Here is a 17,263-nt window from a genome sequence, read left to right on the forward strand (position 1 = left end):
CAACAGCATCGGAATGCCAAAATGACCGACCTCTCGATACAGCTCTATTCGGGCCGCAACTTCCCGCCCCTCGCCGACCAGCTCCGCATCGTGGCGGCCGCGGGCTACCGCGACGTCGAGCCGTTCCGCGGCCTCTACGACGACGTCGGCGCGCTGAAAGCGGCGCTCGACGAGCACGGCCTCACCGCCCGCGCCGGCCACTACAGCATGGACCTTCTGGAGAAGGAGTACGACCGCGCCGTCGAGATCGCCCGCACTCTCGGAAGCGAGATCGTCGTCCTGCCCTACGTGATGCCGGACGACCGGCCGAAGGACGCCGAAGGCTGGAAGGGCTTCGGCCGGCGGGTCGGCTCGATCGCCAAGCGCCTGAAGGGCGACGGTCTGCGCTGCGCCTGGCACAACCACGACTTCGAGATGCGCGAGATCGACGGCGGCTCGCGGCCGATCCAGCACATCCTCGATACCGACATGGAGATCGAGTGGGAGGCCGACGTCGCCTGGATCGTGCGCGGCGGCGAGGACCCGGCCACCTGGCTGGAGCGCTATTCCGGCCGCGTCGCGAGCCTGCACGTCAAGGACATCGCGCCGGCCGGCGAGAAGACGGATGAGGATGGCTGGGCCGATGTCGGCGACGGCACGCTCGACTGGGCGAAACTGTTCCAGGCCGGCGAACGCGCCGGCGCGACGCTGATGATCGCCGAGCACGACAACCCGTCCGACTTCGAGCGCTTCGCGACGCGCAGCCTCAAGGCCATGCAATCCTACGCCGGAGCGAAGTGATGGTTCAGCGCATCGGTCTCGTCGGCTGCGGCGTCATTTCCGGCATCTACCTGCACAACGCGCCGCTCTTCCGCGACATCGAATTCACCGCCTGCGCCGACATGCGGCCGGAAGCCGCGAAAGTGCGGGCCGACGAATATGGCATCCGGCCGCTGACGCTCGACGAGCTCTACCGGAGCGACGAGGTCGACATCGTCCTCAACCTCACCAACCCGGACGCCCATGCCGAAGTCGCCTTGAAGGCGCTGGAGCACGGCAAGCACGTCTACGGCGAGAAGCCGCTCGCGACCTCGCTGGAGGACGGCAAGGCGATCGTCGACCTCGCGGCCTCGAAGCAGCTTCGCGTTGGTTCCGCGCCGGACACCGTGCTCGGTCCCGGCGTCCAGACCTGCCGCCGGCTGATGGACGACGGCACGGTCGGCGAGGTGTTCTCCGGCGTCGCGACGATCATGTCGCGCGGCATGGAGCACTGGCACCCCGCCCCGACCTTCTACTTCCGCGCCGGCGGCGGCCCGGTGCTTGACATGGGGCCGTACTATATCGGTGCGCTCGTCACGCTGCTCGGGCCGGTCGCGAAGGTCGTCTCCGCCGGGCGGATCGGCATCAAGGAACGGGTGGTCACGGCGGACGGGCCGAATGTCGGCCAGCGCATCACGCCGGAAGTGCCGACGACGATCCATTCGATCCTCACCTTCCGCTCCGGCGCGCAGGTGACGCTCCTGGCATCCTGGGACGTCTGGAGCCATTCGCACCTGCCGATCGAGCTGCACGGCGAGAAGGCCTCGCTCCGGGTGCCGGACCCGAACTTCATGGACGGCCGCACCGAGATCGCGACCGACCGGGAGAACTGGAACAAGGTCGATACGGGCGACAGCCTCTACACCAAGCTGAACTATCCCTTCGCGAGCCCGCGCTACGCGAACTATCGCGGGCTCGGCCTCGCCGACATGGCGGCGGGGATCTTGTCCGGACGGCCGCACCGGGCGAACGGCGAATGGGCGTTCCATACGCTCGACGTGATGCTGTCGATCCTGCGCTCGGCGGAAGAAGAGCGTGCGGTCGTGGTGGAGTCGAGCTGCCCGATCCCGGAAGCCCTGTCGATCGAGGAAGCCAACAGCCTCCTCGCCTGAACGGTAGCGCGGCCGCGGCTCTCGTCGCGGCCGCCCCCGCGCCCATCTTGTCTCGAAGGTGCGCGCGACGCACGCTTGCCGAGACGAGGACGAATGCCCGCAGAGCCGCGGCCCGCCGACGCCTACCAGTTCACGCTCGACGCGCTCCGCGATGCCGGCCTTGACCACGACCCGGACTTCCGCGCACGGCTCGACAGGCATTTCGCCACCCTGTTCCACGAGTTCTCCGGCGTCTACGGCGATCATCCGGCGCTCCTGCCGGAACTCGCGCAGATCGTCGGGCTCGCCGCCCGCTCCTGGCAGGAGCGCTCCGCCGGCCTGAAGGCCCTCGACGCCGCGCGGGAGGCCGACCCCGACTGGTTCAAGTCCGAGCGGATGCTCGGCGGCGTCGCCTATGTCGACCGCTACGCCGGCACGCTGGCGGGCATCCGCGACCGGATCCCCTATTTCGAGGAACTCGGCCTCACCTACCTCCACCTGATGCCGCCGTTCCAGACGCCGGAAGGGCCGAACGACGGCGGCTATGCCGTCTCCTCCTATCGCGAGATCGACCCGAAGCTCGGCACGATGGCGGAACTGGAGACGCTGGCTGCGACCTTGCGCGAGCGCGGCATCTCACTGACCCTCGACTTCGTCTTCAACCACACATCGAACGAGCACGAATGGGCACGCCGCGCCCTGGCGGGCGAGCCGGAATACGAGGCCTACTATCGCATCTACCCGGACCGCGCCCTGCCCGACCGCTTCGACCGGACGACGCGCGAGATCTTCCCGGACGACCATCGCGGCTCCTTCGTGCAACTGCCGGACGGACGCTGGATCTGGTCGACCTTCTACGGTTTTCAGTGGGACCTGAACTACGCCAACCCCGCCGTCTTCCGGGCGATGGCCGGCGAGATGCTGTTTCTCGCCAATCGCGGCGTCGAGGTGCTGCGCATGGACGCCGTCGCCTTCGTCTGGAAGGAGCTCGGCACGCCATGCGAGAGCCTGCCCCAGGTGCATCGCCTGCTGCGCGCCTTCAACGCGCTCTGCCGCATCGCCGCGCCGGCGATGGTGTTCAAGTCGGAGGCGATCGTCCACCCGGACGAGGTTGTCTCCTACGTCGACGCCGCCGAGTGCCAGATCTCCTACAACCCGCTGGTCATGGCGCTCTCGTGGGAGGCGCTCGCCACGCGCGACGCGCGCCTCCTCCAGCTCGCCTTCGAGCGGCGGCAGGCGCTTGCCCCCGGCTGCACTTGGGTGAACTACGTGCGCAGCCACGATGACATCGGCTGGACCTTCGCCGACGAGGAAGCGGCGGAACTCGGGTTGAATGGGGCGGACCACCGGCGCTTCCTGAACGCATTCTACACCGGCCGCTTTCCGGGCTCTTTCGCCAAGGGGCAGCCGTTCCAGGCAAACCCGTTCACCGGCGACTGCCGCATCGCCGGCACGACGGCATCGCTGGCGGGCCTCGGAGAAGACGAAGGGGGCGAACGTCGCGTCGTGCTCCTCCACGCGATCGCGCTGACGAGCGCCGGCATTCCGCTGCTCTACCTCGGCGACGAAGTCGGCCAGCCGAACGACGACAGCTACCTGACCCGGCCGGCGGAAGCCGACGACAGCCGCTGGCTGCACCGCCCGTTCCGGCCTGACGCTCTCTATGCCGCGCGCTGCGACGCCGCCACCGCGGCCGGCCGCATCCACGCGGCGCTCCGGCATCTCATCTCGATCCGCAAGCAGACGCCGGCCCTCGGCGGCACGGCGTCCCACGGCTTCTGGACCGGCAATCGGCACGTGCTCGGCTTCCTCCGACCGGAGCGTGGCGGCGTTCTCGTGCTGGCGAACGTCTCCGACGAGCCGCAGACGGTTTCGGCGGAACGGTTCCAGGCACTGCCGGCACTCGCGACCGACCTTGTTTCCGATGCGGCGGTGAACCTCACGCAGGACGTGACGCTCCCGGCGCACGGCTTCCTCTGGATCGCGCTCAGCCTCAATCCGTACTCGGCCTGAGGGGTCGACCAGCCTCGCTCCCAATCCGGACGAAGCCACTCAACATACGGAAAAGCTTCGAGAATTTTCTTCGAAGCCGCGAATTAGAAAAGTTCTAAAACATTGTTATTGCTTGATTTTTTTCGAGCGTTTAAGGATCGGCCCGGCTTGCGGCGCATTCCTGCCGCGCCCGATCGTTTCATCTTGGCCCTGCCTGTCGTCCGATGCTCGTTCCATTCCTCATCATGCTGCGGGAGGGGCTGGAGGCCGCGCTGATCGTCGGCATCGTCGCCGGCTACCTCGCGCGCACCGGCCGCTCGGCCTGGATGCCGGCGGTCTGGATCGGCATCTTCCTGGCGGTCGCGCTGGCGCTTTTCGTCGGTGCGGGGCTGCAGATCGCCAGCGCCGAGTTCCCGCAGGCGACGCAGGAGCTGTTCGAAGCCGCCGTCGGCCTCGTCGCGGTGGTCGTCCTCACCTCCATGGTCCTCTGGATGCGGCAGGCGGCGCGCTCCATCAAGGCCGAACTCCAGTCGTCGATCGACGCGGCGCTGTCGGGATCGGACGGCCGCGGCCTCGCGCTGGTCGGTCTCGTGTTCTTCGCGGTGGCGCGCGAGGGACTGGAGTCCGTGTTCTTCCTGCTCGCGGTGTTCCAGCAGAGCCCCGGCGCGGCGGCCCCGCTCGGCGCGCTCGGCGGCATCGCGCTGTCGAGCCTGCTCGGCTACGCGATCTATCGCGGCGGCGTCCGGCTCGACCTCGCGCGCTTCTTCCGCTGGACCGGCATCTTCATCCTCGTCGTCGCGGCCGGCCTCCTCGCCGGCTCGCTGCGCCACCTGCACGAAGCCGGCTTGTGGAACACCCTGCAGGGCGTGGTGTTCGACTTCGCCGGCGTCCTGCCGGAGGACGGTGTCGTCGGCACGGTGCTGTCGGGCCTGTTCGGCTACATGGACGATCCGCGGACCGGTGAGCTCCTCGTCTATGTTCTCTATCTCGGCATCGCGCTGACGCTGTTCCTGCGACCCGTTGCGCCGCGGACTGAACGGGCGCGCTCGTCCGCTTCTGCGGCCTCGCTGAAGGGCGCGACGCGATGACGAGCACGCCCGACACCGTCTCGTCGAACCCCGGACGCCTCATGTGGTGGGGCGTCGCCGGCGCGGCGCTGCTGATGATCGCGGGCGGCGGCGCCTTCACCTACGCCTCCATGAACCGCGGCGCCGCCGGCGGCGCGGATGCCGTCACCGTGACGCTGAAGGACGGGCGCTGCGAGCCGAACGCGCTCAGCGTCCCGGCCGGCCGCTCGACCTTCCGGATCGTCAACGAGACGAGCCGCGCGGTGGAATGGGAAATCCTCGACGGCGTGATGGTGCTGGAGGAGCGCGAGAACATCGCGCCCGGCATCACGCAGACGCTCGGCGCGCGGCTTCGCGCCGGCGAGTACGCCATCACCTGCGGCCTCCTGTCGAACCCGCGCGGCACGCTCACCGTAACGCCGTCCGCCGGCCCCGGCGAGACCGAGCGTCCGGCGCTGGTGGCGTTCATCGGGCCGCTCGCCGAGTACCAGGTGTTCCTCGCCATGCAGGCGAACGAACTGGTGAAGTCGGCGACCGCGCTCGACGCCGCGGTGCAGGCCGGCGATCTCGACGAAGCGCGCCGGCTCTATCCAGCAGCGCGGCTTCCCTATCTCCGGCTCGAACCCGTCGCCTCCCGCTTCGCCGACCTCGACAACAGCATCGACCCGGTCGCCGCCTATCTGGAGAAGCGCGAGGCAGATCCCGCCTTCACCGGCTTCCATCGGATCGAATACGCCCTTTTCTCGCAGAACGATGCGGGGGCCGCGGCCTCGTTCTCGGCGAAACTCGTCGCCGATGCCGGGGCGCTGAAGGATCGCCTGCGCAACACGCGGCTCGGCCCCGACGACATGGCGAACGGCGCGCTCCGCACGCTCGCGATGTTCGCCGACACGCGGATGCCGAGCGGCGAGAACCTCTACGCGAAGACCGACCTGTCGGATTTCGAAGGCGCGATGGCAGGCGTCGCGAAGGTCGCGACGCTGCTGAAGCCGGTCGCCGTGCAGACCGCGCCGAACGAGACCGCCGAGGTCGAGAAGCGGCTCGCCGCGCTGCAGGCCGACATCGCCGCGCGCAAGGGGCCGGACGGCGCCTATCCGCCCTACGATCAGGTCGATGCCGCGACGCGCACGAAGCTCGCCGACGAGGCGCGAGCGCTCGGCGACGCGATCCGTCGCATGAGCGACGCGGTCGGCCTCGGACAGGGCGGCGCGGCGTGAGCGGCTCGCGCGAAACGGCCGGACCGCTCGCGACCAGCCGCCGCCGTCTCCTGTTCGGCGTCGCGGGCGGCGCTGCCGCGGCTGCGATCGGTGGGGCGATGCCCGCCTCGGCCGAAAAGCGCGCCGGTCAGGTCACCGATGCGCCCGAAAGCGATCAGGCGCGGCAGTCGCAGCCCTTCTACGGCGAGCATCAGGCCGGCGTCGTCTCCGCCCGCCCCGCCGCCGGCATGATCGCCAGCTTCGACGTGCTTGCGAAGACCCCGGCCGAGGTGGAGCGGCTGTTCCGCACGCTGACCGACCGCTTCCGCTTCCTCACCGCGGGCGGCCCGGTGCCGGAACTCGACCCGAAGCTGCCGCCCGCCGATTCCGGCATCCTCGGCCCGGTCGTCGCGCCGGACAACCTGACGATGACCGCCTCGCTCGGCAATTCGTTCTTCGCCGATCGCGACTGGCTGAGCGCGCTGAAGCCCGCGCGGCTGCAGCGGATGACGAAGTTCCGCAACGACGCGCTCGACGCCGAACTCTGCCACGGCGACCTGTCGCTGCAGATCTGCGCCAACACGCCGGACGCGAACATCCACGCGCTGCGCGACATCATCAAGACGCTGCCCGACCTCCTGGTGATCCGCTGGAAGCAGGAGGGCACAGTGCCGATCATGGCGCCGAAGCCGGACGGCAGCACTGAAAGCGCCCGGAATTTCCTCGGCTTCCGCGACGGCTCGGCGAACCCCGATTCGCGCGACGCGGCGGCGATGAACCGGATCGTCTGGGTGGACGACGGGGACGGCGACGAGCCGCGCTGGACGAAGGGCGGCACCTACCAGGTGGTGCGGATCATCCGCAACCTCGTGGAGCGCTGGGACCGGACGCCGCTCGGCGAACAGGAGCGGATCATCGGCCGGCGGAAGGCCAGCGGCGCGCCCTTCGACGGCCGCACCGAGGCCGACGCGCCGGATTTCCGCAAGGATGCGGACGGCGCGGCGACGCCGCTCGACGCGCATATCCGCCTCGCCAATCCACGCGACGCCGCCTCGCAGCGCAATCTGATGCTGCGCCGTCCCTTCAACTTTTCGAACGGCGTCATGAAGAACGGGCAGCTCGATCAGGGCCTCCTGTTCATCGCCTACCAGGCCGATCTCGAAGCCGGCTTCATCACCGTCCAGAAGCGCCTCGATGGCGAGCCGCTGGAGGAATACATCAAGCCGATCGGGGGCGGCTATTTCTTCACCCTGCCCGGCGTCACCGGGCCCGACGATTTCCTGGGCCGCTCGCTGATCGAAGCCGCGACGGCAAAATCCTGACGGAGAAAACGAAGATGAAGCAGCGTCTCTTGCGGAGCGTCGCCCTCGCCGCCGTGCTGGCGCCGGGCCTCGCCATGGCCAACGTCTCGCCGCTCGACGTCGTCCAGCCGGTCGCCGAATACAAGATCTACGTGTCCGAGAAGCTGCAGCAGCTCGTCGCCGACACCAAGACCTTCACGGAGGCGGTGAAGGCGGGCGATACGGAGAAGGCGAAGTCGCTTTTCGGCTCGACCCGCATGAGCTACGAGTCGGTGGAGCCGATCGCCGAGCTCTTCTCCGACCTCGACGCCTCAATCGATTCCCGCGCCGACGATCACGAGCAGGCCGAGAAGGACCCGGGCTTCATCGGCTTCCACAAGATCGAGCACGGCCTCTTCGCCGAGAACTCGACCAAGGGCCTGGAGCCGGTCGCCGATAAGTTGATGGCGGACGTGACCGATCTCGAGAAGCGCATCTCCGACCTCGCGCTGCCGCCGGAGAAGGTAGTGGGCGGCGCCGCCGCGCTGATGGAGGAAGTGGCGGCCACCAAGATTTCCGGCGAGGAAGACCGCTACAGCGGCACCGATCTCTGGGACTTCAAGGCCAACACCGACGGCTCGAAGAAGATCTTCGACCTCGTCCGCCCGCTGATCGAGAAGGACGACGCGGCCTTCGTCGAGAAGGTCGACACAAGCTTCAACACCGTCGACACGACGCTCGCCAAGTACAAGGCCGGCGAGGGTTACGAGCACTATTCCAAGCTGACCGACGAGGACCGGAAGGTGCTGGCCGCCAACGTCAACACGCTGGCCGAAGACCTCTCGACCCTGCGCGGCAAGCTCGGGCTGAACTGAGCCGAAGCAGCCTCCCTCTCCCGACGCGGGAGAGGGAACGCGGCCGACCGCGGCCACTAGCCTCGACAGCTATCCGGAAAGGCAAAAGCCGCCGATCTCTCGATCCGGCGGCTTCCCTTCGTCCCCGACTTTCGCCTCGCCAGTACATCCGTGGTCGGACGGCATCGGGGACTGCCGCGCCCGCTCGGCCATCCGGCCGGGACGCGTTGAGACCAATATGAGCGCGCGATTCGCATTCCGCAAGGGGCATCGCGCATCGTGGTCAAGAACTTATTCCGCCGCGACGGCGTTCGTCCTCGCATTTTCGTCGAGACGGCTGCGCCCGATCTCCTCCATCCGCGCCTTCAGCTTCGGGTGGTTGGCGAGAAAGGCGTCGAAATCCACTTTCGACAGCCGCAGCATGGTCGAATAGGCGATGGCGCTGACGGTGGCGGTGCGCCGGAGGTCGAAGAGCAGCGCCATCTCGCCGAAGAAGTCGCCGCGTCCGAGCCGGTGCCGGCCGCTGCCGGTATCGATCTCGACCGCGCCGGACGAGATGAAATAGGCCTCGGTGCCCCGCTCGCCGCGTATGATGATCGGGATGCCCGGCACCTCGAAGCTCGGCCGCAGGAGCTTCGCCAGCCCCGCCTTGTCGGACTCCGACAGCGGATCGAACAATGCGCACTGGTCGAGCAGCGCGCGGGAGTCGACGTCGAGGTCGAGGTCGGGGCTGCGCAGGGCGTCACCGCGCCGGACGTTGAGGCCCTTCAGCGCGTCGCGCTCGACCTCCTGGTTGATGAGGCCCGTCGCCCGCATCTCGGCGATCTCCGCCAGTTCCAGGGCGTGCAGCGAGCGGTCGATGATCCAGCGCTCCAGCTCGCGGACGTATTTCGGATATTGCAGCCGGACGGCGACGATCTCGCGGTCGATGCGCTCGCGCCGCTCGGAAACCAGCGTCCGGGCGGCTTCGGCCGCTTCCTCGCCGAGGATCGGACGCAGCCCCGCGTCGGAGAATTCCAGGAGGTCGTCGAGCACCAGCGCCGTTTCCATCAGCTTCTGGAACCGGCTCGACAGCCGGCGGCCGAGGAAGCGCTGGTAACCGAAGCGGCGCTGCATGGTCACCGCGAGGCGATCCGGCCAGGTGAAGGCGGCCTCGTCCTCGGTCGCGTCGCGATAGCCGGCGACGCCCGACGCACGCACCGCGTCGAGCCGTCGTCTCGCATCGGACACCAGCCAACGCGCGATGTGCGGCGTGACGGTGCGCTGCGCGAAGTGGGTGAGGATCAGGTCGCGCTCCCGCGCCGTCAGCGAGATCAGCGCCAGCGCGGTCTTGTCTTCCGCGCCGAGGATTTCGGCGTTCGCTTCGGCTTCGGCCGCGGCGTCTGCCGCATCCCCGGCGGCATCGGGCTGCGCGCCCTCCTCGCCGCTCTTCGCACCGAAGCGCGCCGCCATGTCGTTCGCGAGCGCCGACACGCGCGCTGCCGTCGCGTCGAGCGCGACGTCGCGGATCGCCCGGTCGACGCCGGTGAGCTCGGTCAGGCCAAGCCGCTGGATGATCCAGCGCAGCGACGTGCCCTGCAGGAACAGGGTCATCAGCGTGTAGCCGGTGGCGAGCGTCGCGACGAAAGCCGAGACCGCGGGCGGGATCGCCTCGTTCTCGGTGACGGCGAGCGCCAGCGCCAGCGTCATGGAGCCGCGCAGGCCCCCCCACAATGTCACGACGCGGAAGGGCACGGTCAGCCGCGGCGTCAAGTCGAGCCGGGCGAGCAGCGGGAAGACGCCCCAGAGGATCAGCGCCCGCGCCGTCGTCGCGGCGGCGAAGAGGATCAGAAGCAGACCGAAGTCCGCCCACTGCGCGCCGGCGATCAGCTTCGGCACCAGGAGCGCCGTCATGAAGAAGATCAGGACCGCCGACCAGGCGGCGAGCTGCTGCCAGATGTCCTGCAGGTAGCGCCAGATCTCCGGCGTCAGCCGCCCCGGCGCGAGCGATGCGAGCGTCACGCCGGACACGACGAGCGCGATGATGCCCGAGACGTGGAACTCGTGCTCGGCCGCCCAGAAGGCGATGAACGGCACGGCGAGCGACAGGGACACGGCTGTCAGCCGGTCGTCCGGCACGAACTTCAAAACGAACAGCAGCGCCCAGGCCATCACGAAGCCGAGCGCCGCGCCGCCGAGCGGCATGACGATGAACGAGAGGAGCGCGTTCGAGACGCGGAAGGCGCTCGGATCGACCAGCGCGCCGGTGAAGACGAGGAACAGCGAGATCGCCGCCGCGTCGTTGAAGAGGCTCTCCCCTTCGACGAGCCGCGTCAGGCGCTCCGGCGCGCCGACATCCTTGAAGATGCCGATCACCGCGACCGGATCGGTGGTCGCGACGAGCGCGGCGAGGATCAGGCAGGCGAGGAGCGGCATCGCTGTGAAGGGCGACAGGGCATAGGCGACGCCGAAGGTCGCGACCACCACCGCGACCAGCGCCAGGATCAGGATCGGCAGCAGGTCCTCGCGCACCCGGTGGATGTCGATCTGCAGCGCGCTCTCGAAGATCAGCGTCGGCAGGAAAAGGTAGAGGAAGAGCGACGAGCCGACCGGCAGGTTGGTGATCGTATGGGCGAACTCCTCCGGCAGCAACGCGCCGGGATGGCTGATCGAATACTGGCTGGCGAAGCCGATCAGGATGCCGACGCTCGCCAGCACCACCGAGGCCGGGAGGCGCAGCCGCGCCGCCACCGGCTGCGCGAGCGCGCCGAGCGCGACGATGGCGACGAACAGGATGACGGCGGTCGAAACGCTCATGATGGACCGTGGCGCTGGCGGCAGCTCCGCTTTTGATACGGAAGCGCCCGGCAGGGCGCAAGATTTTCGGCCAACGCCAGCTTGCCGCCTTCGAGGCCCGTGCTACCCCGCCGCGAGCTGCCGCATCCGCTCGGCATAAAGCGACAGGAAAGCCGGCGCGTCGACGCCGGTCGCGACAAGATGCGCGCGCCGCCCGGCCCAGGCACCCGGCACGAACTCGCGCGTGTCGGGGCTCTGGATCGTCTGGCCCCGCGCGAAACCGTCGAGCACGGTGCGGATGGCGCCGGCGCGCGTCGTCACGAGCTCCGGCGCGGTGAGGTAGGCCGCCGCCAGCGAATCGTGCGCGAAGATGCCGTCGACACCGAGAGTGCGCCGGTAGAAGCCGGCATAGGAGCGCGTGACGTCCCAGACGAAGCGCCCGGCCTCGCCCGCCGCCTCGCGGAGCGCGGCGAGGTAGTCGGTCGACATCATCGTCTCCATGGTGGCGTCGAGGCCGATCGCCACCAGCGGCCAGTCGGCGGCGAAGACCTCGTCCGCCGCCTCCGGGTCATTCCCGATATTGGCTTCCGCCGCCGGCGTGACGTTGCCGAGATGGCCGTTAAAGCCGAAGCCGCCGCCCATGATGACGACCTCCTTCACCAGCGTCGCGAAGGCGGGGTCCTCGCGCAGCGCGAGGGCGAGGTTGGTGAGCGGCCCGACGGCGAGGAGCGTCACCTCGCCGGGCGCGGCCCGCACCGTGTCGATGATGAAGCGGTGCGCGGGGCGTGCATCGGCCTTCATCCCGATCCGCGCCGGCAGGTCGATGTCGCCGAGGCCGTTGTGCCCGTGGATGTCGGGATCGACCTCCGCCGCGCCGCCCGCGACCGGGCCGCCCGCGCCGCGAGCGACCGGACCGGCATAGCCGAACCGCTCCGCGAGATAGAGCGCGTTGCGCGTCGTGGTCTCGACTGTGGCATTGCCCCAGACGCTGGTGATGCCGAGAAGTTCGATTTCAGGATCGGCGAGCAGGAACAGGAGCGCCGTCGCGTCGTCCACGCCGGGATCGGTATCGAATACAACCTTACGGGTCGGCATGCGGCACATCCGAATGGGTGACACGGCGGGATTATCACGGCGGGATAGCTGCGGCGACCGCGTCTTTGAAGAATCCCCGCGTCTTTGAAGAATCCGAAGACAAGCGGAAGCATGGTCGGCTAAGGGTGCGGCATGACCGCCGACGCCGACCGACGCCCGCTGGCCTCCCGTTCGACAGCTTGGGCGCGAGCCGTGCTGCGCCTGCTCCTCCGCACGCCGGTCAGCGCCAATGCCATCTCGGCTTTCGGCATCCTCGCCGCGCTTGGGGGCGGCGCCGCGCTGGTCTTCGCGCCGGCCCATCCTTGGTTGTTCCTCCTCGGCGCCGCGCTGACCCAGCTTCGCCTCCTGTGCAACCTGATGGACGGCTTGGTGGCGGTGGAAGGCGGCCGCGGCTCGCCGACCGGCGCGCTATGGAACGAGGTGCCGGACCGGCTGGAAGACTCGTTCCTGCTCGTCGGCTTCGGCTACGCGGCCTTCCTGCCGGAGGCGGGCTATGCAGCGGCGATCCTCGCCGTCTTCACCACCTATCTGCGCGCGGTCGGCGTTTCGCACGGTTTGCCGCAGGATTTCCGCGGCCCGATGGCGAAGCCGCACCGCATGGCGGCGCTGACCGCCGGCTGCGTTCTCGGCTGCCTCGAAGCCGTTTTCGTCGGCACGCACTGGCTGCCCGCCCTGACGATCCTTACTGTCGCGCTCGGCACGGTGCTTACCGCCTGGCGGCGCGCCGCGCGCATCGCGGATGCCCTGAAGGCACGCGCTGCGTGATCGCGACCGCGCTCTTTCGCAACGCGATCATCGGCATCGCGCGGTTCCTCGTCGGCGGCCATCCGCGCTGGGTCGGCACCGAACCGACGCTCCGGCAACGCATCTATTTCGCCAACCATTCGAGCCATCTCGATACGATCCTGCTGTGGGCCGCGCTGCCGCCGCTTCTCCGCCGCACGACGCATCCGGTCGCCGCCGCCGACTACTGGGGCGCGACGCCGACGCGGCGCATGATCGCACTCGACGTGCTCGGCTGCGTGCTGATCGACCGCTCCCGCGCCAACCCCGCTGCCGATCCGCTGGCGCCGGCCAATGCCGTTCTGGAACAAGGGGAATCGCTGGTGATCTTTCCGGAAGGAACGCGCGGGCATGCCGACGAACCCGCGCCCTTCAAGGCCGGCCTCTACAACCTCGCCCTCGCCCACCCGGCCGCCGAGCTCGTGCCCGTCTGGCTCGACAACTTGTCGCGCGCCTTCCCGAAAGGCGCATGGCTGCCGGCCCCGATCGCCTGCACCGTCCGCTTCGGCACGCCGATCCGGGTCGAGGGCAGCGAGGCGAAGGACGCGTTCCTCGCCCGTGCGCGGGAAGCGGTGATGGCGCTCGCCAGTCCCGCCGCATGATCGACCGCACCGCTCTCGTCCTGTTCGTCGGCCTCTTCGCGGTGCTGGGCCTGGCCAGCATGGTGGGCTACGTCCTCGCCCGCCGCGTCGCCAGCGCGGAAGCGCGCGCCACCGTCGACAACCTCAATGCGCGGGTGAAGGCGTGGTGGGTGATGGTCGCGATCTTCGGCGCGGCCTTCCTGTTCGGGCGCGTCGTGACGCTCGTCCTCTTCGCCCTCACCTCCTTCTACTGTCTGCGCGAGTTCATTACGCTGACGCCGACGCGGCCGGCCGACCACCGCTCGGTGGCGCTCGCCTTCTATGCTTTCATCCCGCTGCAATACGTGCTGATCGGCGTCGACTGGCTGTCGCTGTTCACGATCCTGATCCCGGTCTACGCCTTCCTCGCCCTCCCCGCCCTGTCGGTGGTCGGCGGCGACACGTCGAACTTCCTGCAGCGCACCGCCAAGATCCAATGGGGCCTGATGCTGACCGTCTTCTGCATCAGCCACGCGCCGGCGCTCCTGATGCTGCGGATTCCCGGCTTCGAGGGGCGGAACTTCCTGCTGCTGTTCTTCCTGATCGCGGTCGTGCAGATGAGCGACGTGCTGCAATACGTCTTCGGCAAGCTTTTCGGCCGCCACCGGCTCGCGCCGAACGTCTCGCCGTCGAAGACGTGGGAAGGGCTGATCGGCGGCGGGCTGGCCGCCACCCTCCTCGGCACGGCGCTGTTCTGGATCACGCCGTTCACGCCGCTGCAGGCGACCGCCCTCGCCCTTGCGGTGGTCGTGGCGGGCTTTCTTGGCGGGCTGGTGCTCTCCGCCATCAAGCGCTCGATGGGCGCGAAGGACTGGGGCACGATGATCGAAGGCCACGGCGGCGCGCTAGACCGGATGGACTCCGTCACCTTCGCCGCCCCGATCTTCTTCCACCTGACGAACTACTACTTCGCGGCCTGACCGCCGGACTCACCCCGCGCCCGGGAACAGCTTCCAGCGCTTCGGCCGCACGTGGATCGTGCCCGTCAGGTGGCTGTCGTCGTCTGCCGCGACCTCGATCTCCAGCCGCGTTCGGGCGCGCCCGGCCTCGATCTCCACCAGCCGCACCGGCCCGGCGCGGCGCACCACCACGACCTCGCCCGAAATCGCGCCCTCGCCGGTTCCGACGATCTCAAGGTCGTGCGGGCGGACGAACAGGCGCGCCGGCCCGTCCGGCTCCGAGGCGTCCAGCCCAAGCGCCGAGCCGTCGAACAGCACCTGCCCGTTCGTGACCGTCACCGGCAGGGTGCTCGACTCGCCGATGAACGAGAAGACGAAGGGCGTCGCCGGCCGGTCGTAGATGTCGTCGGCGATGCCGACCTGCTCGATCCGGCCCTGGCTCATCACCACGACCCGGTCGGCGAGCTCCAGCGCCTCCTCCTGATCGTGCGTCACGAAGATGGTGGTGTGGCCGGTCTTGTCGTGCAGTTCGCGCAGCCAGCGGCGCAGGTCTTTGCGAACCTTGGCGTCGAGCGCGCCGAACGGCTCGTCGAGGAGGAGCACACGCGGCTCGATCGCCAGCGCCCGTGCCAGCGCGACGCGCTGGCGCTGGCCGCCGGACAACTGGCGCGGAAAGCGGTTTTCCAGCCCCGGCAACTGGATGAGGTCGAGGAGCTCCAGCGCGCGCCGGCGGATTTCGCCCTTCGCCGGCCGGGTGCCCTTCGGCCGCACCGACAGGCCGAAGCCGATATTGTCGGCCACCGTCATGTGGCGGAACAGTGCGTAGTGCTGGAACACGAAGCCGACGTTGCGCTCCTGTACGCTCTTGTCGGAGGCATCGTCCGCGCCGAAGAAGATCTGCCCCTCGGTCGGGAACTCCAGCCCGGCGATGAGGCGGAGCAGCGTCGTCTTGCCGGAGCCGGACGGCCCGAGCAGCGCGATCAGCTCGCCCGAGCGAATGTCGAGCGAGACGTCGTGCAGCGCCGGATAGCGGTCGAACTCCTTGCGGACGTGTCTGACGGAGATTTCCATATCAGTGGCCCGGCTGCCCGGACGACATCTCGTCGCCGTAGCGCCATTCGAGGAAGGTCTTCAGGGCGAGCGTCAGCAGCGCGAGCAGCGCCAGGAGGGAAGCCACGGCGAAGGCGGCCGAAAGCGGGAACTCGTTCGACAGGATCTCGGTCTGCAGCGGCATCGTATTGGTCTCGCCGCGGATGCGGCCGGAAACGACGGCGACCGCGCCGAACTCCCCCATCGCCCGGGCGTTGCAGAGGAGCACGCCGTAGAGCAGGCCCCACTTCACGTTCGGCAGCGTCACGCGCCGGAAGGTCTGCCACCCGGTCGCGCCGAGCGAGACCGCCGCCTCCTCGTCGCCCGTCCCCTGCTCCTGCATCAGCGGGATCAGTTCGCGCGCGACGAAGGGAAAGGTGACGAAGATCGTCGCGATGACGATGCCGGGCAGCGCGAAGATGATCGTGATCCCGTGAGCCTGCAGCCAGGGCCCGAAGTAGCCTTGGCTGCCGAAGAGCAGCACGTAGATCAGCCCGGCGATCACCGGCGACACCGAGAACGGCAGGTCGATCAGCGTCACGAGCAGGCTCTTGCCCTTGAACTCGAACTTCGCGACCGCCCAGGCCGCCACCACCCCGAAGACGAGGTTCGAGGGCACCGCGATCGCCGCCACCAGCAGCGTCATGGTGATGGCGGAAAGCGTGTCCGGCTCGCGGATCGAGTCCCAGTAGGTGTCCAGCCCGTCTTTCAGAGCCTCCGCGAAGACCGAGACGAGCGGCAGGAACAGGAAGACGCCGACGAAGGCGAGCGCGATGCCGATCAGCAAGCGCCGCACGAGGGGCGGCTCCGTCGTGACGGCCGGTCGCCGGCGCGTACGAGGGGTGCCGGCAGCGCCGAGGCTCGGCTCAAGCGACATGACCGAACCTCCGCCGGCTCCAGGTCTGGACGAGGTTGATCGCAAGCAGGATCGCGAATGAGATCAGCAGCATCAAGGTCGCGATGGCGGTGGCGGCCGGGTAGTTGAACTCCTCAAGCCGGAAGACGATCAGCAGCGGCACGATCTCCGAGACGTAGGGCTGGTTGCCGGCGATGAAGATCACCGAGCCGTATTCGCCGATCGCCCGCGCGAAGGACAGCGCGTAGCCGGTCAGCATCGCCGGCACCAGCGAGGGCAGGATGACGCGTACCACCGTCTGCAGCCGCGTCGCGCCGAGCGTTGCGGCCGCCTCCTCGTATTCGCGGTCGATCTCCTCGATCACCGGCTGCACGGTGCGCACCATGAACGGCAGCGCCACGAAGGTCAGCGCCACCACGACGCCGAGCGGCGTGTAGGCGACCTTGATACCGAGCGGCGTCAGGAGTTCGCCGACCCAGCCGTTGCGGCTGTAGAGGCCGGCGAGGGTCAGTCCGGCGACGGCGGTCGGCAGCGCGAAGGGCAGGTCGATCGCCGCGTCCACCAGCCGCCGGCCCGGAAAACGATAACGCACCAGCACCCAGGCCAGCAGGACGCCGAAGACGGCGTTGATCGTCGCGGCCGCGAAGGACGCGCCGAAGGTGAGGCGCATCGCGGCGAGCGTGCGCGGGTCGAAGGCGGTCGCGACGAAGCCCGACCAGCCAACGCCGGCCGAGCGGAGCAGCAGCGCGCCGAGCGGAATGAGGACGACGAGGCCGAGATAGGTGACGGTGAAACCGAAGGCCAGCCCGAAACCGGGAATGACGCTCGCACGCCTGAACGGGGCGAACCCCGCCGTTTTGCCCATGAA

15 protein-coding genes are annotated in these 17,263 nt (G+C 69.0%); 10 read left to right on the plus strand and 5 right to left on the minus strand.

Annotation, left to right across the window (positions count from 1 at the left end; all coding sequences use genetic code 11):
• The first annotated feature begins 21 nt into the window (after positions 1-21).
• From F6X38_RS15110 to efeO (F6X38_RS15140), 7 genes are all read left to right on the plus strand, one after another.
• Positions 22-780: a sugar phosphate isomerase/epimerase family protein gene (locus F6X38_RS15110; protein ID WP_150971006.1), complete on the plus strand. Its 759-nt coding sequence runs from the start codon at positions 22-24 to the stop codon at positions 778-780.
• The gene (locus F6X38_RS15115; RefSeq protein WP_150971008.1) at positions 780-1,910 is read left to right on the plus strand and encodes a Gfo/Idh/MocA family protein; all 1,131 of its coding nucleotides are present in this window, start codon (positions 780-782) and stop codon (positions 1,908-1,910) included. The genes F6X38_RS15110 and F6X38_RS15115 overlap by 1 nt, the downstream gene beginning before the upstream one ends.
• A 93-nt stretch (positions 1,911-2,003) precedes the next feature.
• A complete protein-coding gene (locus F6X38_RS15120; RefSeq protein ID WP_150971009.1) occupies positions 2,004-3,902 on the plus strand; it encodes an amylosucrase in 1,899 nt (632 codons plus the stop codon).
• 203 nt (positions 3,903-4,105) lie between these two features.
• Positions 4,106-4,969 carry an iron uptake transporter permease EfeU gene (gene efeU / locus F6X38_RS15125; protein ID WP_150971011.1) on the plus strand — a complete coding sequence of 288 codons (864 nt, stop codon included), beginning with the start codon at positions 4,106-4,108 and terminating at the stop codon, positions 4,967-4,969.
• On the plus strand, positions 4,966-6,165 hold the full coding sequence (gene efeO / locus F6X38_RS15130) for an iron uptake system protein EfeO (RefSeq protein ID WP_150971013.1): 1,200 nt from the start codon (positions 4,966-4,968) through the stop codon (positions 6,163-6,165). Before efeU ends, efeO (F6X38_RS15130) begins: the two co-directional genes overlap by 4 nt.
• Positions 6,162-7,466, plus strand: a complete 1,305-nt coding sequence (gene efeB / locus F6X38_RS15135) for an iron uptake transporter deferrochelatase/peroxidase subunit (protein ID WP_150971015.1) — start codon at positions 6,162-6,164, stop codon at positions 7,464-7,466. Before efeO (F6X38_RS15130) ends, efeB begins: the two co-directional genes overlap by 4 nt.
• A gap of 14 nt (positions 7,467-7,480) precedes the next feature.
• Entirely contained in the window at positions 7,481-8,299 is an 819-nt protein-coding gene (gene efeO / locus F6X38_RS15140) for an iron uptake system protein EfeO (RefSeq protein WP_150971017.1), read from the plus strand.
• Between the two features lie 270 nt (positions 8,300-8,569).
• Here efeO (F6X38_RS15140) and F6X38_RS15145 read toward each other — a convergent pair whose 3' ends face one another.
• Positions 8,570-11,074 carry a cation:proton antiporter gene (locus tag F6X38_RS15145; protein WP_150971019.1) on the minus strand — a complete coding sequence of 835 codons (2,505 nt, stop codon included), beginning with the start codon at positions 11,072-11,074 and terminating at the stop codon, positions 8,570-8,572.
• Between the two features lie 102 nt (positions 11,075-11,176).
• A complete protein-coding gene (locus F6X38_RS15150; RefSeq protein WP_150971021.1) occupies positions 11,177-12,148 on the minus strand; it encodes a nucleoside hydrolase in 972 nt (323 codons plus the stop codon).
• 132 nt (positions 12,149-12,280) lie between these two features.
• On the opposite strand from F6X38_RS15150, the gene F6X38_RS15155 reads away from it, so the two are divergent.
• From F6X38_RS15155 to F6X38_RS15165, 3 genes are read left to right on the plus strand one after another with little or no spacing between them, the layout of a single operon-like run.
• Positions 12,281-12,913 carry a CDP-alcohol phosphatidyltransferase family protein gene (locus tag F6X38_RS15155; protein ID WP_150971023.1) on the plus strand — a complete coding sequence of 211 codons (633 nt, stop codon included), beginning with the start codon at positions 12,281-12,283 and terminating at the stop codon, positions 12,911-12,913.
• The gene (locus F6X38_RS15160; RefSeq protein WP_246191365.1) at positions 12,910-13,533 is read left to right on the plus strand and encodes a lysophospholipid acyltransferase family protein; all 624 of its coding nucleotides are present in this window, start codon (positions 12,910-12,912) and stop codon (positions 13,531-13,533) included. The genes F6X38_RS15155 and F6X38_RS15160 overlap by 4 nt, the downstream gene beginning before the upstream one ends.
• A complete protein-coding gene (locus tag F6X38_RS15165; RefSeq protein WP_150971025.1) occupies positions 13,530-14,471 on the plus strand; it encodes a phosphatidate cytidylyltransferase in 942 nt (313 codons plus the stop codon). The genes F6X38_RS15160 and F6X38_RS15165 overlap by 4 nt, the downstream gene beginning before the upstream one ends.
• Before the next feature lie 9 nt (positions 14,472-14,480).
• Here F6X38_RS15165 and F6X38_RS15170 read toward each other — a convergent pair whose 3' ends face one another.
• From F6X38_RS15170 to cysT, 3 genes are read right to left on the minus strand one after another with little or no spacing between them, the layout of a single operon-like run.
• A complete protein-coding gene (locus F6X38_RS15170; protein WP_150971027.1) occupies positions 14,481-15,521 on the minus strand; it encodes a sulfate/molybdate ABC transporter ATP-binding protein in 1,041 nt (346 codons plus the stop codon).
• A gap of 1 nt (position 15,522) precedes the next feature.
• Entirely contained in the window at positions 15,523-16,416 is an 894-nt protein-coding gene (cysW, locus tag F6X38_RS15175) for a sulfate ABC transporter permease subunit CysW (protein ID WP_150971029.1), read from the minus strand.
• Positions 16,406-17,260 carry a sulfate ABC transporter permease subunit CysT gene (gene cysT / locus F6X38_RS15180; protein WP_150971031.1) on the minus strand — a complete coding sequence of 285 codons (855 nt, stop codon included), beginning with the start codon at positions 17,258-17,260 and terminating at the stop codon, positions 16,406-16,408. The genes cysW and cysT overlap by 11 nt, the downstream gene beginning before the upstream one ends.
• Positions 17,261-17,263: the final 3 nt, after the last annotated feature.

Origin of the sequence: Plantimonas leprariae (assembly GCF_008802405.1) — a bacterium.
GTDB lineage: Bacteria > Pseudomonadota > Alphaproteobacteria > Rhizobiales > Rhizobiaceae > Plantimonas > Plantimonas leprariae.